Genomic DNA, 15,528 nt, shown 5'->3' on the forward strand with positions numbered 1-15,528 from the left:
TAGATACACAATAGCTATTTGTTTATGATATTATAGGAATGTCGTACAATTTACGATTGAAGAATTGGGGGGATTTCCTTGTCAGACAAAGTATACGATGTCACGATAATTGGCGCTGGGCCTGCTGGTTTATTTACTGCTTTCTATGGTGGAATGCGTCAAGCTAGTGTGAAGATTATTGAAAGTTTGCCACACACTGGTGGTCAACTAACTGCCCTATACCCAGAGAAACATATATATGATATTGCGGGATTTCCAAAGGTTGGTGCCCAAGAGTTAGTAGACAATCTGGAGGAACAGGCAAACCTATTTGACCCGACCATCGTCTTAGAGCAGGCTGTTGAAAAGGTAGAGCGATTAGAGGATGATACGTTTAAACTTACTTCTAATAAAGAAGTTCACTATACGAAAACGATTATTATTACGGCGGGTAATGGAGCCTTCCAACCCCGACGTCTAAACGTTGGAGAATGTGATCAATTTGAAGGTGTGAACCTCCATTATCATGTTAAGGACATGGATCAATATAAAGGGCAAAACGTCGCACTATTAGGTGGAGGAGATTCAGCAGTTGACTGGGCATTGATGCTAGAGCCAATTGCAGAAAAGGTAACGCTTATCCATCGCCGGGACAAGTTTAGAGCACATGAGCATAGTGTTGAGAAACTCATGTCTTCAAATGTCGATATACTAACACCCTTTGTTCCAACAGATATAGTTACGAGTGACAAGATAGACAAACTACTATTAGAAGAAGTAAAAGGGGATAAACAAATAGAACTCGACGTCGATTCCGTTTTATGCAACTATGGATTCGTCTCATCGCTAGGACCAATTAAAGACTGGGGACTTGAAATTGAGAAAAACAGTATCGTAGTTAACTCAAAAATGGAAACCAATATTCCTGGTATCTATTCAGCAGGCGATATTTGTACCTATGACGGAAAGGTGAAATTAATCGCAACAGGCTTTGGCGAAGGCCCAACTGCTATTAACAACGCCAAACAATACATTGATCCCAAAGCACGCATCCAACCCAAACACTCCACAGCCATGTTTTAGATTGAAAAGCTGAGGCGACTGTTTAGAGACGGACGCATAAGTAAGGAACCGTAAAGCACACGGGTTACCGTGCTTGAAGTGTTCATTGCTTATGACGACAGTCTCTAGAAGCCGAAGCTAGACAGTGAAAAGCTGAGGCGACTGTTTAGAGACGGACGCATAAGTAAGGAACCGTAAAGCACACGGGTTACCGTGCTTGAAGTGTTCATTGCTTATGACGACAGTCTCTAGAAGCCGAAGCTAGACAGTGAAAAGCTGAGGCGACTGTTTAGAGACGGATCAATAAGTAAGGAAACATTGAGCACTGGAGCGAAAAAAAGAGCCAGAGCCTGGAAAACCCCAGTGCTCTGGCTCTTTTTAAATTATTAATTATAAAAAAGGCTGAAACACCCTATTAATATCCTAACATCATCCCAATTAACAGTCGCCAGGTGATCCTTCTCTTTCTTTTGCTTTAAATGACGATCCACATCCACATGATACGATAGCATTCGGATTATCGATACTGAATCCGCCACCCATCATATTCTCTTTAAAGTCTATTTGTGTTCCTTCTATGATCGGAACATCCTGTGAAAAGAATACTACTGGTATTCCATTTATCTCTTCAGCTATATCCAGTTCTTCATTCACTTCATAATCGAAACCTAATGAATATGACAGTCCGCTACAACCTCCACCTTTAATTCCAAAGCGTAACCGGGCTTCAGCAGATTCGTCTTTCATCATTTCCTTAATTTGTTCGCCAGCATTATCTGTAATCGTAATGGCCATGTCACAGACCCTCCTCTTTTCACCTATTAGTAGATAACTTATCAGCATGTATACCTTTATTCATACCTATTACTATAAGTATACAAACTGTAGAGAAATTATTCAATTATTTCAGTCCATTTATTTTAGAAAACTTAGCTTTTGTTAAAGGGATTCTTAGAAAGCGTTCTTTGCTTTATTAGGCAGCTAATTCTTACTGCATAAGTGCGGGCTTTGGCTATCGCCATTAAAAGATTGGCGATAAGCCAAGTTTTCTAAAAACCCTTATACTTTGGAGTGCAAGCTTTTACGGCAAAAGGCTTAGTTGCACTTTGTACTTTATTACTCCATTGATCATTGTATTGCCACCTTGTAAATGGACAAATATCCTCTTTGCCAAAACATGAAAGTTCGTTCCACTTCACACCAAAATACTTACGTCCTATCGCTGCCTATAGCCATTCATAAGTATCTTTGGATCCTGGTGCACCTACACAGCTAGCACATATTTGTTCAGCACCATATATTGTAATCATGACTTTATTTGTATCCATCATATAAACCTAGTTACTTTTATTTTACAAAACCTTCGTAAAAAGATAAACTATAATCAACTAAGTTCCTGAAATAATAATTTTAGATAGATTTTTTTATCAATACCCTTTATAATTGTGGTATAGGAAGGAGAAGATGAATAATGGAAGAACAAGTACAAGAGGTAATTACCAAACTTCGTCCATTTTTATTACGTGATGGTGGAGATGTGGAATTAGTTGATGTTGATGAGGAAGGTATTGTTCTTATTCGTCTCATGGGCGCTTGTGGTAACTGCCCAAGTTCTACTATTACGTTAAAAGCTGGAATCGAACGTGCATTAGTGGCCGAAGTTCCAGGCGTTAAAGAAATTGAACAAGTATTTTAATAGACTAAACACATATAATAATGGTAGCAGACAGCTCTTATCAGAGTATGTCTGCTTTTTTATTTTTCACCGTAATCTTCGCAGTTGATATAAAAAGACGACGAAGTGACAATTCTTTTGCAGCGACTGTACGCAGTGGAAATCAACCTGGTAGTTACATCGTCTTTTATAGAAATAAAACACTTACGAAAAGAGCCTTTTTATTTCACACAGGGGTTTTTGGATCGAGTCCATTACATACAGCCGAAATATTTTCAAAGCATACGTTCACCATATCCGTTCTCGTTTCAGTAGTAGCTGAGCCAATATGTGGCAAAGTTACAACATTCTCTAACTTTACAAGTGGATGGTTTGCTCGAATTGGCTCTTCTTTAAATACATCCAAGCCAGCTGCTTTTATTTGCTTTGTTTGTAATGCTTCATATAGTGCATCTTCATCAACAACAGCGCCACGTGATACGTTAAGGAAAATAGATGTAGGCTTCATTTTCTGAAATGCATCATGATTGAATAATTCGTTTGTCTCCGTTGTTGAAGGAACAAGAGAAACAATGAAATCCGATTTCGCTAACAATTCATTAAAATCCATATAGGTTGCCTGCAGCGTTTTTTCTACTTTATATTTACGTGAGCGATTGTGATACATAATAGACATTCCAAATCCTTTTGCGCGCTTAGCAACTGCTTCACCAATTCTCCCCATACCGACAATTCCGATCGTCTTATGATGAATATCAGACCCCGCAAATAAATAAGGAGCCCAATTTCTCCATAGATCTTTCTCTATATAATTGCTCGCCTCAACAATACGGCGAGCGGTTGCCATTAATAGAGCAAATGTTAAGTCGGCAGTTGTTTCTGTTAAGACATCAGGTGTATTCGTAATCGTGATCCCCTGTTGCTTTGCTTCATCAACATCAATATTATCATAACCTACCGCCATATTAGCCACAATTTTCAAATGGGAATTTTCCATTAAGAAATCCTTATCAATTCGTTCACTTAACATACATAAAAGTCCATCAGCCTGCTTCGATTCTTGAAGCAAAATATCTCTTGGAACTGGTTCATCCGTCTTTTCCCACATTCGAATGTCAAATTGATTCGCATAAGGTTCCACCAGTTCAGCAGGAATTTTTCTAGTAATATAAATGCGTGGTTTTGTCATATTGATACCCCCTAATAAGTTCAGCAAAACTACTTGTTACAACCAGTGTAACACAGGGATGTGGAGGGCATCATTGTCAACACTTACAATGGTAAAAAAATCACGCAATGTTTCCTCATATTTCACTTGTTTTTCGAGTAGTATTACAAATTCTTTATGGAGTTGATCCAAGTCCTGTCTGATGAAGCCATCGCTGATGAAGTCAAATAAATGCATAGGAAAAATCAATCTAGCATACAATAAGCGCCAGCTGAAAACGGACAATGGTCTAATGGTTTGATAGTCATTTAACAGGGTTACAATTGCTTCTTGATCTGTATTATCCAAGATTAGCAAGCGAATATATTCCGCCAAATCTCTAATTGGATGGTCATATACCAATTCATTCATCCACATTACTGGACTAGATAAATTATTGGCATACCTTCTAAATGCAATACTGCCTTGATCCGACTCATGAAACCGGTAATCTTTTTCACTCTCTCCGATATATTGAATTGCATTTTCACTGATTCCTATAATATACGGTAAAGTATCCATCATTAATCGATAATAGGCTGAGGAATTATCCAACGCTTCTTTTTCTATTTTCGTTTCAAATACAGTTAACTTATCAACCCACAATTGCTTCCATCCACCATAACTTGAAATCTCTTGTGGTTCGTAGCTATATGCTGAACCTATTCGATGAAAGTCAGCCAATAATTTCCCTTTCGATCCATTATTATCTGGCTGAATGTGGTTTACTTGTAATACCATATACGTTTTATCCTGGTAGGAACTGAACCACTCTCCCTGTACATTTGGAATTGGGATAGCAGTATGAGTATATCCGTTTTCAACAAGGTAATAGGCAAGTGCAGCTTGCTCCATGTAAATAATTTCCTTGTTATCCATAAGAATGGTAAAATAAACATATTCACCCTGTTTATAGCCCTCTTTACCATCTATTAACCATTTTTCTTCGCTCTGTATAGCGTAGTATGAAGCAAGAAAGTCTCTCAAAGGCAAAATTATCTCCCTCCCCATTTGCTTTTATATTATTAGTGTATGAGTACAGGAAGTAATTCTTAACTGAAATTTTAAAAAGAAAAGGTGATCATAGTGGAAAACAAAAGAAAACAAAGTGAATTGGAATTAAAAGCAAGGACATGGTTGACTGAGCGCGGTGTCAAGTTAGAAGATATCGCAGAGCTTGTTTATTACTTACAATCAAAATACCACGAAGATTTAAGTATGGATGAATGTAGATATAATGTTGATCGTGTATTAACAAAAAGAGAAGTTCAAAATGCTGTTTTAACAGGAATACAACTGGATAAATTGGCCGAGCAAAAGATGTTGGAGCAGCCCCTACAACAAACGATTGATACCGATGAAGGTTTATATGGCATAGATGAAGTAATTGCATTATCTATCGTAAACGTGTATGGATCTATTGGATTCACAAATTATGGATACATTGACAAACAAAAACCTGGAATTTTGAAACGATTAAATGATAAATCGACAGGGGAAGTTCATACATTTTTAGATGATATTGTCGGAGCCATTGCAGCGGCAGCTTCAAGTAGGCTTGCACATAGCACTGTCGAGGACACAGAATTAGATGATTAAAAAATATAAGGAAGAGCTCATATGCTCTTCCTTATATTTTTGATCCAATCCTTTAAATTTTCCACGTGATAGGTAGGTTTTTCTACTACTCCCTCCATTTGTTCGTAGGAAGTAACACCAGTGAATACCATTAAGGTGTCGATACCTGCATGAATTCCTGCAAGAATATCCGTATTATAATTATCTCCTACCATTAATGTATCGTTTCGCGCCATTCCTAGAATCTCTAGCGCCTGATCCATGATGATTGCTTCAGGCTTTCCAATAAATATCGGTGTGATTCCAGTACTTACTGCAACTACAGAAGTGAGCGCCCCATTTCCCGGTAGAAGACCACGCTCTGTTGGTATAGCAACATCACTGTTTGTTGATATAAACGTAGCCCCTTTACGAACTGCTATACATGCCTTGGCGAATTTTTCATACGTTACATGGCGATCGATTCCAACTACAACAAAATCGCAATCCTCTTCCGTAATGATTAGCCCTTGTTCTTCTAAAGCACGATGAATACCCTCTTCACCAATAACGAAACAACGTGCGTCTGATTTTTTTTGTTTAATATATTTCGCTGTTGCTAAACTCGTCGTTACAACATCATCAGGTGTAGATTTTATTCCCATATTATTAAGTTTATCAGAAACGTCTACACGAGTTTTTGACGAATTATTGGTAAGAAATAAATAAGGAATGTCATGCTGGTGCAAAGCATTTACAAACGCTGAGGCTCCATCAATCGTCTCATTTCCTCGATACATTGTCCCGTCAAGATCAATTAAATAGCCTTTATATTCCTTCAAGTTATACCCTCCTTTCCCTGTTAGAAAAGAAAATGACTCCGATACCACCCTGTCCATTTACAAACATTATCTCCCTTGGTTATAGCAGGTATGTGTAATGGATGGCTTTCTTACAGCGACTTCCGTGATAGTGAAATACTCCATAATCCCATCAATTGTAAGCTCTTTTTCTTTTTTTAAATATGTAGGAGCTTTTGCTTTGTAGGCGTACGTTTATTCATTTCTCATCACCTCATGACTCATTTGAAAATGCGTTCGCAACTCCAAATTCATTATCTAAATAGGTCCTTATATGTGTACTGAACTTTTCAATAGTATGCTTATTTGCAAAAATAACTTCTTTCAATCTGTCATGATCTACTGCTATATAGTCGTGCACAACCATTTTGCGTAACCGTATGATCTCTTTATAGGTTTGCTCTTCTTCTCGGGGCAACACTTGCTCATCGACTAAAATGTCAATAATATCTTCATACCCGCCTGGATCGCGCATAATAAACCCATCTATCATCATATTACCTACATCCAGCGTTGATTCAATTAATACATGAACCATTCTTTCCAAGCTTAATTTTTCCACCAATGATTCATAACGATGAAGGCTCAACTCCTGAATTATTTCTTCCATATATAAAAGTGTTTGTTCAATTTTACTTTGATCAACAAAATACATAGGTAAAACCTCCAATTCCTATACTAGTCCCTCTATAATAACATATTTCAAATGAATAAAAGTAGGTAATATGGTATAGTTATAGAAGATTAAATAATTTTATGGGGGTATTAAAAATATCCGAATTCATTCTTAACATGGATGCTACGTCGATTGCTAAAGCGATTCAGAATGGGGAAATAACAAGCCTCGAAGCTGTGACTACCTATATAGAGCAAATAAAAAAAATAAATCCCAGTATTAATGCTCTTGTAGAGGATCGTTTTGCGGAAGCCTTAACGGAAGCGAATGTTGTGGATAATAACGAAAATATCGAGAATAAACCATTATATGGTGTTCCTATCAGTGTGAAAGAATCTTTTCATGTGGCTAATATGAAGACAACTGGTGGACTTGAACATCGGCAGGATTTAATAGCTAGAAATGATGCAGAAGTGGTCAGCCTGTTAAAAGAAGCAGGTGCGATAATACTGGGTAAAACAAATACTCCTGCATTATGTTTTTGCCAGGAAACAGAAAATAAATTATACGGGCGAACGAATAACCCATGGGACCCTACCCGAACTGCAGGTGGCTCAAGTGGTGGAGAAGGTGCGCTGCTTAGTGCGGGGGGATCTGCATTAGGAATTGGCTCGGATATTGGTGGTTCTATACGTTTCCCTAGTCATTTTAATGGCGTCATCGGCTTTAAGCCCGGGATGGATCAAGTTTCAGCTGTTGGACACTTTCCTGCCATTTACCATCCATTGCAGAAAAGAATGCTAGCAATGGGACCAATGGGGAAATCGGTTCAAGACATGGAGCTTATGTATCGTATTATAGCGAATAATACAATGTCTACGCTTACACTGCAGGATTTTAAAATTGAAATTTTACCAGGTAATACAAACTACCCACTATCAGAAAGTACAAAAGAGATTCTCGACCAGATCGAAAATTTTTTAACGGTGTCCCACTCAACGACTAGAAGGGTGCCTCCGTTCTTCGAGGATAGTGCGCTATTATGGCAGGAGATTATGTCCATACAAGGTAGCAAACTCGTACAAAATGAAGCGTTTAACAATGATCGATCAAATGTGTTGAAGGCTTATTTGAAAGAAAAATTAACCCAAAGAACAACGATCCACCCCTATTTATCCTGGGCGCTTCTTGGCTCCAAGCTATTCAAACCTTCCAAGAACAGGGTAAAGGAAATAGAGACGGTTATCCACAATGGGGACACTGATTTAGCTACGTATCTGGATAAGCGCTTACTAATTTTTCCTGTATATCATTCAGGTGCACTTCATCATGGGAAGGTATATAAGGAGATTTTCTCCATTCGTAAAACAGTGTTAGCGTATATGCCTTATGTAGCTTACGCAAATGTATGGGGATTACCCTCCTTAACCATCCCTGTTGGTACAGATGAAAATAACATGCCAATAAGCATCCAAGTGATGAGCGCCATTGGAAATGAAGACGCACTGTTTCAATTAGGGAAAATACTGGAGAAAAAATTTGGTGGTTATATTCAAAGTGATCCAGTCCATTCGCTCCAGTTCGTCTAATATCAAGGCATAAACACAAAAGTGATCCTCTAATTTTATAGGATTACTTTTTTTCATTACTCAATGGTAGCCTTTCTGCCATATCAACTAATTCATCATTTCAAGTTCCCTTTGTTTGATATTATAAATAATTCTATCCTTTAATATATTCTTCTTGATCCAGTACTTCAATAACATTAGACCAGTGTAAAGCAGTTCCTACACTCTTGCTCCCTCGTTAATGAAACAACCACGAATAAAATTAATAAATTTTTGCTAGTTGTATAAAATAAGGTAAGAACAACACTAAAATCTACGGTTGATAATAATGAATAAATATGATGATAAGACTAACTAGCGGAGGAAAAACACGGAGACTCCTCGAAAATACAAACCAATTTTCTTCGTGCGATGCAATGCTGCCGTAGCCTTCCTTGTCCTGTGGGAAAGCGCAGTGGGAAGACCCCGCAGGAAAAAAGCGAACTTCTTTTTTCCGAGGTGGCTGAGCTCAAGCCCACGGAAAGCGTAGTGTTTTTCTGCAGCGGCACTATAATTTATAATTACAGCTAGTTTGTCAACAATAGATTTTGGTGAAGAGCCAAAAAGGAAGGAGGGATTCAATATGAAGAAAAAGGAGAAAAAGAATTACTCCGATTTTTCCAACGTGGACAGTATGAGGAATAACTTAATACCAGAAGAATTCCCAGAAGGGCCATCAGGTTCTATCATCCATAAAGATGAAGAAGTTGAAAGTAAATCAACACCATGGAAGGAAGGCCAAAAACGAGAAAGCGCCTATGTATTTCCATACAAGGAATTGCATGATGACCTCCCAAGACAAGCCCCTGGTGCTCATCCTATACACGATGAAGATGGAGATCCCAAAGAAAAAGACGAGTAGTTGACTCAGAACTACTCCTCTTTTGTTCCTGCATGTTCCTAATTCATCTTTTTTAATACAAAATAAGCACAACCAAAGTTACAGTACTCATACAGGTAATCATCCAATGCAGTTATTTGGGAATCCAAAGATGCTTTTATATTTTGATCATTGTAAAAACCCTTGAGCCTTAGCTGCTCATAGCCCCAATCGCCTACAATATAATCATATTTAGATAAAATATCAGAATAACGTTCTTTGAAGGCTTCTTCTTCAAATCCTTCTTTTATTTCCTCAACAATTTCATAATTTTTCCCATGTAACTCAACCAATGATACTCACCCCACTTAACTTGTATATAGTTTATCATATTTCCTATATCACAAACCAGCAATATTTATATGCATGAATTCCTTTTGTATACAGACACTATGAAGGATAAATTCAATTTCCTGTAGAGGAGGGAAACCATGATGCATTCAAAGAATTTTTTGATCGCTTTTCTCATGTTTATCTTCAGCCTGGCAGCATGTGGGCAAATTGATAACACTGCAGAACCAAATGATGAACCGCTAGATCCGACCAGAGAACAAAGGCAACAACAAACACCCGCTGATGAAGAGTTGGAAAATGATCTGGGTTATGTTCGATATACAGAAGATCAAATGGATAATGACCGCGAAAGAAACCGTACCATGGAGATAGATCGAAACGAAATGGCTAATATGATTACACGAAACATTTTACGAAATGATGGATTTGAAGAAGTTGCAACACTTGTTACCGATGAGGAAGTATTAATCGCCTATCAAAAGGATGAAAGTAAAGATGAAGACAGCGCTGCTGACATTGCAAAGAAAACAGCAATGTCTATCATGCCAGCATTCTTCGAAATATATGTTTCAGACAACCATCTCTTAATTGAAGATATACACAGTTTGCATAATTCAAGCACAACTCCGAATCATGATTACGATAACACAACCGATCGAATAATAAATGAAATGGAAAAATCTTCACAAGGAAACAATTAAATCAAGCAATAACTATCATATAATAGTTCAGGGGGTGAAATACTTTGCTCTATCGATACATTTTCAGCTTTTTAATTATTTTTATCATGATATTTTCCTATTCAGGGACGCTGAATGCCGAAGATGACGAAGAGGATATTTATGATGAGCGAATGGCGCTTTTCAAAAAAACAGAGGCTCTTACACAAATCCCATGGTATTACTTCGCAGCTATCGATAACTTTGAAAGAAACATAAAAGAAAACGATGACGATGAACAAGTTATTTCGATTGATATCCCAGCTGATCGTTGGTTTGGAATAGGGAATAGTGCCATGATTAAAGATAAGCGCATCATTGAATTTTTTAATGGAGTAGGGAAAGATGGAAGTGGGAATGGGAAAGCTGACCCAAATGATCCTGAAGATATCCTGTACACAATGGCAAATATACTTCTCGAGTCTGGGCCAACAAAAGATGATATCAAGATTGCCCTGTGGAACTATTATAAACGAGATCTAACCGTACAAACCATTATAAATACTTCCAAAGTATTTAAAGAATTTCAGGAAATTAATTTAACAAATAGGGATTTCCCAGTTTCTACAGAATATAATTACAGCTACAATAATACATGGGGGGACAGACGTGGCTTCGGCGGTTTGCGAATCCATGAAGGAACAGATATATTTGCAGATCATGGGACGCCAGTAAAATCCACAACCTATGGTGTAGTTGAAATAATGGGATGGAACTTATATGGTGGATGGAGAATCGGCATACGTGATATATTTAACATTTACCATTATTATGGGCATATGAATGGATACAGTGATGACCTGAAAGTAGGTCAAGTTGTTCAGCCAGGAGATGTTATTGGAAGTGTCGGCTCTACTGGTTACGGGCCTCCAGGGACATCTGGAAAATTCCCACCTCATTTGCACTATGGCATGTACAAGGATAACGGGGAAAGGGAATGGTCATTTGATCCTTATCCTTTCCTACAGAAATGGGAAAGAATAGCAAAAGAATAATCGTATACACGTAAAGAGCCTGATCAAATGATCAGGCTCTTTACGTTTGGCTTTTTATACTTTATATCATTAAAGAAGAAACTTTCTATACCCGGAAGCCATTTCCCAGGCATCGATACACAAGCTACTAGGTGGATATGATGAATGCTGCTACAACACCCAAGCAACCACTTCCCCCTTTTTATGCCTTATTTATTTTTGATTTGTTTACAAAACCAATTATTATCCCAATACCTATAACAACAATGAAAGTAGCTAATAATGGCAGTAAAACTTGGTTTGTTACACCAATAATAAGATAACCAATACTAGCAGCGACTGCTGCTAGGATAGCGTACGGCAATTGTGTTAGAACATGATCAATATGATTGGATCCAGCTCCAATGGAAGACAAGATCGTTGTATCCGAAATTGGCGTACAATGATCACCAAAAACGGAACCAGCTAACACAGCAGCTAACGAGGGTAGAAGCATGTTGATGTCTGTAATAACAGCTACTTCTGCTGCAATTGGCAACATGATACCAAATGTTCCCCACGATGTCCCCGTTGAGACTGCCATCACCCCAGCGATAAAGAAGAAGAGGAATGGCAGTAACGACGCGCTAATCGAGGCATCATTTACAATTTGCGCTAAATACTCCCCTGTTTCTAACGTGCCAATTATCGAACCGATCATCCATGCCAATACTAATATATATATAGCTGGAAGCATGGTTTTTATACCTTCTATAAAAATGGTAAGTCCATTCGCTCTCGGTTCTTCTTGTTGCAAATGGAATACAAGACCGGTTAAAACTGCACTTAAACCACCGATAAACAAGGACAAATTAACATCTGTATTTGCAAAAGTAGTTAAAATTGTAACGTCACCTTTACTGGCATTAGCACCCGTAACAATCATCGAAACAACTGTAGCTCCAATTAACATAGCAATTGGTATTAATAAATGAAATATCTTACCACCTTTATGAGGTACAAAGGTATCACCCAGATCCCCTGGTGCATTATCTTTTTCTGGATTTAACAGCTGCCCTGTTTCAATTGCTCGTTGTTCATGCGTACGCATCGGGCCGATATCCATTTTAAAATAGGCTACCAGAAAAACAAGTAATAGTGCTGATAATGCATATAAGTTCAATGGAATCATTTGAATAAAAGCCTCAAGTGGTTGAATATCGGTTATTCCATTAGCAGCAAATAAGCCACCGAGTATCCCAATAATATAAGCTCCCCAGCTTGATATAGGTGAAATCACGGTTATCGGAGCTGATGTTGAATCAATGAAATAAGCAAGTTTTGCCCTTGATACTTTATGACGATCGGTTAGCGGTCTAGCTATTTGTCCAACAGCAAGACTATTGAAGTAATCATCTATAAAAATAACTAAGCCCAGTACAGGAGTCATAATCTGCGCACCTGTTCTTGTCTTCACACGCTTTATCATCCATTCACCAAACGCTCTGCTCCCACCAGATGCTTGCAGGAATGCTGTCATCGTACCTAGTAATAGCAAAAAAGCAATAAGTAAAATATTACCTGTATTTAATGCCCCATCCAAAATAAAGATTTCATAAAAAATAGTCCAAATCTCTCGTATCGAATCCAAGATTGCGAAATCATGAATGAATAATGCCCCAATCAGAATGCCTGTACCAAGCGAAATCAATACATTCCTCGTTATTAATACGAGTACAAGCATTAATACTGCTGGAATTATTGAAAAAATGGTTCCTTCCATTGTTATTACCTCCTAAGTTTTTACGTTTGTGCAGGGATTGAGGTTTTAGAAATTAATGTTTCAATACATCTTTAAAAAAACATACAAAAAAGACAATGATAGGAAATAACTTATCATTGTCTAGCGATATAGGTTATCCTCCATTTCGATCGGTAGTCCTCCATGCACAAACGTTTAGCATGACAGTACATCCCTTATTCAAAGACATACCAGCCATAATAAGTTTGACCCTTATTATAGCTTCGGCAAACGATCCTTTCATTTAGAAAACTTGGCATTCGCAAAGGCTTTAGGCGAATGTCCTTAGTCTGCACTTATGCAGTAGGAAAGGAATACTTTCCTATCTGCCAACGATCAAAGGTGTCAACCTCCCGTTGATTACTCTTATCATTTGCTCCTCTACCTCACCGATCAGTAAGGTTTAATTATTTAATTTGTAAGTATCTACTATACTAAATTCTTAGCCAACCTGCAAGACAAAATTTAGTCCTGAAAGTCTTCTCTTGGTACAGATATTGATGGATCATTATTCCCCCCACCGAAGAAATCTGGCACTTCTCCCATAACGGTTCCAGAGTCAATATAAATTTTCGTAGTCACTTCTGCAACTTCGGTCGTAAATGGAATGACAATTTGCACATCAGCTTCCACGATTAGATATAGGATAAGTAAAGCACCATTTATTCCAAATGGCTCTATCTCATGAACGACATCGGTTCTAACAGCACCCACAAGTTCAAGGTTAACGGGAATAGTCGGACCTAAATTAGCAAGAATTGCATTTCCAGTTGCTTGCCCGATTGGAACCTCGATTAAAGTCGGGTCTTGCTCAACATAACTAGCGTCACCTTCAGCATCGATTGGTTCTTCAAGGGGGGTGTCAAAGCTTAATGGCTCCCCTCTGTTCATCTTATAAAAAAACTCTTCCACACGATCTGTTGATACTCGATTTATTTCACTTACAATGTTTGAACTCCATCCGTATGTCGTAATATTCCCTTCATTATCTCTGGTCATTTCTGTAACCTCTTCAAAATCATACTCCTCCGCAAATCGGACTGCGGAATTAATAGCACGTGTTGCAAATTCTTCTGTTCTTAACTCAGCTATTTCCATTAACGTTGGAGTGATTCCATCGTTAATTATCCATATACTTAATAAAACAAATATAACAAACAGAATCATTGTAATCACTAACATATTTTTTACTCTAGACGGCATTCTATTTTTACGAAATCCCATTCGATGTCTCAGATAAAAAACCCCCTTAAAACAAACTATGCTTGTTTTAAGCAGGTTAGAATTTAAAATTATCGGTTTTAATAATGGAAAGCATAATCGTTTTTCAAGATATTATCACGCTAGCCAGACCAATCTCATACATTTTTTCACCTGCGACATTCTCACAACTTCGGTGGTATGATAGTTCCAACGTAACAAAACATCTTAAAGTAAGACTCTAAGTATTGTTGCTTTTAAATCTTCGTAGTTGATATAAAAGACGACGTAACTTGAAATTAGGGATGATACTTTTACCCCGCTACGGAACATACACTACGCTGGTAAGATGCTTTTCAACTTCATTAAAATTGCTTAATATATAACAAATATAGCCATGCACTCTTATAAAGGTTGATTGGAGCGGAGTACAGTCGACTCCTGCGGGAATAGCACGATTCTGAAGACCCCGTAAAACTATCCTAAGGAAGGTCGACTACATACCGTTCTTTGCGAACAACGTCGACATACCCTTTGCCAGGGCAAATCCGTGCCCGCGGAAAGCGACTGTACGCAGCGGAAATCAACCTGGTAGTTACGTCGTCTTTTATAGATTTTGTGTCTAAAACAACAATTCTTTTCGGTGGAACGAGTAACCGCAAATGTCTTCGGTGGGACGAGTAAGCGCAGTCCCAGTCCCAATTTTCAGGAAACGTCTTAAAGTACTAAAAGAATGCCTTCCAATCTGACTGGAGGGCATTCTAATGCTTATGATATTTTAACTAAGGCGTCCCTTCCGATCATGCCTTCTTCCCAGCCATATGCTTCCTTTGAAGCGTCCGTAATTTTTTCCAGTGGAGCGTTTAACAGTTCATCAATTGTTCTTACTCCAACTGCTCGACCAGCGATCACCTCACGCTTTTTCAATTTTTCATTCTCGTTAAAGATATCCACATCTAAGGCCGCACACATTATATATCCTATGTCATTTGATATCACTAATAAATTGGTTTTTGGCAGCTCTACCCGTGTTGCCATAAATACAATTCCATCTACCTCTAATGGATTTACTGTAATCATTAAAAAATGCCTCCTTCTTCATAACACTATATCTGTAT

General features: G+C 38.0%; 16 protein-coding genes, 1 pseudogene and 1 riboswitch. Of the genes and pseudogenes, 7 read left to right on the top strand and 10 right to left on the bottom strand.

The features are described from left to right. Nucleotides 1-78 precede the first annotated feature (78 nt). Nucleotides 79-1,062, top strand: coding sequence for an NAD(P)/FAD-dependent oxidoreductase (locus OLD84_RS12520; protein ID WP_209462711.1), 984 nt, complete (start codon nucleotides 79-81; stop codon nucleotides 1,060-1,062). A 417-nt stretch (nucleotides 1,063-1,479) separates the two neighbouring features. Here OLD84_RS12520 and OLD84_RS12525 read toward each other — a convergent pair whose 3' ends face one another. After that, nucleotides 1,480-1,836, bottom strand: coding sequence for a HesB/IscA family protein (locus OLD84_RS12525; RefSeq protein ID WP_209462710.1), 357 nt, complete (start codon nucleotides 1,834-1,836; stop codon nucleotides 1,480-1,482). A 434-nt stretch (nucleotides 1,837-2,270) separates the two neighbouring features. After that, a pseudogene (locus OLD84_RS12530) lies at nucleotides 2,271-2,369 on the bottom strand (DUF1462 family protein); the annotation flags it as partial. A 143-nt stretch (nucleotides 2,370-2,512) separates the two neighbouring features. Between OLD84_RS12530 and OLD84_RS12535 the strand changes: the two are divergent. After that, nucleotides 2,513-2,737 (top strand): NifU family protein, encoded by a 225-nt coding sequence (locus tag OLD84_RS12535; RefSeq protein WP_209462709.1) that lies wholly within the window; start codon nucleotides 2,513-2,515, stop codon nucleotides 2,735-2,737. Nucleotides 2,738-2,942: 205 nt separating this feature from the next. Here OLD84_RS12535 and OLD84_RS12540 read toward each other — a convergent pair whose 3' ends face one another. Both OLD84_RS12540 and OLD84_RS12545 read right to left on the bottom strand, forming a co-directional pair. Beyond that, complete coding sequence (locus tag OLD84_RS12540) at nucleotides 2,943-3,905, bottom strand: 2-hydroxyacid dehydrogenase (protein ID WP_209462708.1); 963 nt, start codon at nucleotides 3,903-3,905, stop codon at nucleotides 2,943-2,945. A 36-nt stretch (nucleotides 3,906-3,941) separates the two neighbouring features. After that, nucleotides 3,942-4,916 (bottom strand): protein kinase family protein, encoded by a 975-nt coding sequence (locus OLD84_RS12545; RefSeq protein WP_245301521.1) that lies wholly within the window; start codon nucleotides 4,914-4,916, stop codon nucleotides 3,942-3,944. Between the two features lie 93 nt (nucleotides 4,917-5,009). Here OLD84_RS12545 and OLD84_RS12550 point away from each other — a divergent pair, with 93 nt between their 5' ends. Continuing rightward, nucleotides 5,010-5,522: a phosphatidylglycerophosphatase A family protein gene (locus OLD84_RS12550; protein WP_209462707.1), complete on the top strand. Its 513-nt coding sequence runs from the start codon at nucleotides 5,010-5,012 to the stop codon at nucleotides 5,520-5,522. A gap of 17 nt (nucleotides 5,523-5,539) precedes the next feature. Here the strand turns inward: OLD84_RS12550 and OLD84_RS12555 are convergent, their stop codons facing one another. Then, nucleotides 5,540-6,322, bottom strand: coding sequence for a TIGR01457 family HAD-type hydrolase (locus OLD84_RS12555; RefSeq protein WP_209462706.1), 783 nt, complete (start codon nucleotides 6,320-6,322; stop codon nucleotides 5,540-5,542). A gap of 232 nt (nucleotides 6,323-6,554) precedes the next feature. Next, nucleotides 6,555-6,995, bottom strand: a complete 441-nt coding sequence (locus OLD84_RS12560) for a DUF86 domain-containing protein (RefSeq protein WP_209462705.1) — start codon at nucleotides 6,993-6,995, stop codon at nucleotides 6,555-6,557. A 101-nt stretch (nucleotides 6,996-7,096) separates the two neighbouring features. Here OLD84_RS12560 and OLD84_RS12565 point away from each other — a divergent pair, with 101 nt between their 5' ends. Continuing rightward, nucleotides 7,097-8,545, top strand: a complete 1,449-nt coding sequence (locus OLD84_RS12565; protein ID WP_245301520.1) for an amidase — start codon at nucleotides 7,097-7,099, stop codon at nucleotides 8,543-8,545. A 601-nt stretch (nucleotides 8,546-9,146) separates the two neighbouring features. After that, on the top strand, nucleotides 9,147-9,425 hold the full coding sequence (locus OLD84_RS12570) for a hypothetical protein (RefSeq protein WP_209462704.1): 279 nt from the start codon (nucleotides 9,147-9,149) through the stop codon (nucleotides 9,423-9,425). Nucleotides 9,426-9,463: 38 nt separating this feature from the next. Here the strand turns inward: OLD84_RS12570 and OLD84_RS12575 are convergent, their stop codons facing one another. Continuing rightward, nucleotides 9,464-9,736, bottom strand: coding sequence for a YutD family protein (locus tag OLD84_RS12575; protein ID WP_209462703.1), 273 nt, complete (start codon nucleotides 9,734-9,736; stop codon nucleotides 9,464-9,466). 138 nt (nucleotides 9,737-9,874) lie between these two features. On the opposite strand from OLD84_RS12575, the gene OLD84_RS12580 reads away from it, so the two are divergent. Both OLD84_RS12580 and OLD84_RS12585 read left to right on the top strand, forming a co-directional pair. Further along, on the top strand, nucleotides 9,875-10,438 hold the full coding sequence (locus OLD84_RS12580; RefSeq protein ID WP_245301519.1) for a YhcN/YlaJ family sporulation lipoprotein: 564 nt from the start codon (nucleotides 9,875-9,877) through the stop codon (nucleotides 10,436-10,438). Between the two features lie 86 nt (nucleotides 10,439-10,524). Then, nucleotides 10,525-11,451 carry a M23 family metallopeptidase gene (locus tag OLD84_RS12585; RefSeq protein WP_209462755.1) on the top strand — a complete coding sequence of 309 codons (927 nt, stop codon included), beginning with the start codon at nucleotides 10,525-10,527 and terminating at the stop codon, nucleotides 11,449-11,451. A 181-nt stretch (nucleotides 11,452-11,632) separates the two neighbouring features. Here the strand turns inward: OLD84_RS12585 and OLD84_RS12590 are convergent, their stop codons facing one another. The 3 genes from OLD84_RS12590 to OLD84_RS12600 all read right to left on the bottom strand — a co-directional run bounded on the left by OLD84_RS12590 (nucleotide 11,633) and on the right by OLD84_RS12600 (nucleotide 15,490). Continuing rightward, complete coding sequence (locus OLD84_RS12590; RefSeq protein ID WP_209462702.1) at nucleotides 11,633-13,192, bottom strand: Na+/H+ antiporter NhaC family protein; 1,560 nt, start codon at nucleotides 13,190-13,192, stop codon at nucleotides 11,633-11,635. Nucleotides 13,193-13,337: 145 nt separating this feature from the next. Continuing rightward, nucleotides 13,338-13,602: riboswitch (Lysine riboswitch) on the bottom strand. 73 nt (nucleotides 13,603-13,675) lie between these two features. After that, complete coding sequence (gene yunB, locus OLD84_RS12595; RefSeq protein WP_245301518.1) at nucleotides 13,676-14,392, bottom strand: sporulation protein YunB; 717 nt, start codon at nucleotides 14,390-14,392, stop codon at nucleotides 13,676-13,678. A gap of 786 nt (nucleotides 14,393-15,178) precedes the next feature. Continuing rightward, nucleotides 15,179-15,490 (bottom strand): YunC family protein, encoded by a 312-nt coding sequence (locus tag OLD84_RS12600; RefSeq protein ID WP_209462700.1) that lies wholly within the window; start codon nucleotides 15,488-15,490, stop codon nucleotides 15,179-15,181. Nucleotides 15,491-15,528 lie beyond the last annotated feature (38 nt).

Origin of the sequence: Virgibacillus natechei, assembly GCF_026013645.1 — a bacterium.
In the GTDB taxonomy this organism is placed as follows: Bacteria; Bacillota; Bacilli; order Bacillales; family Amphibacillaceae; genus Virgibacillus_L; species Virgibacillus_L natechei.

What these genes read in the sequence shown, in the direction of transcription:
- OLD84_RS12525 (WP_209462710.1), bottom strand. Translation starts at nt 1,836, where the DNA reads ATGGCCATTACGATTACAGATAATGCTGGCGAACAAATTAAGGAAATG.
- OLD84_RS12535 (WP_209462709.1), top strand. Translation starts at nt 2,513, where the DNA reads ATGGAAGAACAAGTACAAGAGGTAATTACCAAACTTCGTCCATTTTTA.
- OLD84_RS12540 (WP_209462708.1), bottom strand. Translation starts at nt 3,905, where the DNA reads ATGACAAAACCACGCATTTATATTACTAGAAAAATTCCTGCTGAACTG.
- OLD84_RS12560 (WP_209462705.1), bottom strand. Translation starts at nt 6,995, where the DNA reads ATGTATTTTGTTGATCAAAGTAAAATTGAACAAACACTTTTATATATG.
- OLD84_RS12565 (WP_245301520.1), top strand. Translation starts at nt 7,097, where the DNA reads ATGGGGGTATTAAAAATATCCGAATTCATTCTTAACATGGATGCTACG.
- OLD84_RS12570 (WP_209462704.1), top strand. Translation starts at nt 9,147, where the DNA reads ATGAAGAAAAAGGAGAAAAAGAATTACTCCGATTTTTCCAACGTGGAC.
- OLD84_RS12580 (WP_245301519.1), top strand. Translation starts at nt 9,875, where the DNA reads ATGATGCATTCAAAGAATTTTTTGATCGCTTTTCTCATGTTTATCTTC.
- OLD84_RS12585 (WP_209462755.1), top strand. Translation starts at nt 10,525, where the DNA reads ATGATATTTTCCTATTCAGGGACGCTGAATGCCGAAGATGACGAAGAG.
- OLD84_RS12590 (WP_209462702.1), bottom strand. Translation starts at nt 13,192, where the DNA reads ATGGAAGGAACCATTTTTTCAATAATTCCAGCAGTATTAATGCTTGTA.
- yunB (WP_245301518.1), bottom strand. Translation starts at nt 14,392, where the DNA reads ATGTTAGTGATTACAATGATTCTGTTTGTTATATTTGTTTTATTAAGT.
- OLD84_RS12600 (WP_209462700.1), bottom strand. Translation starts at nt 15,490, where the DNA reads ATGATTACAGTAAATCCATTAGAGGTAGATGGAATTGTATTTATGGCA.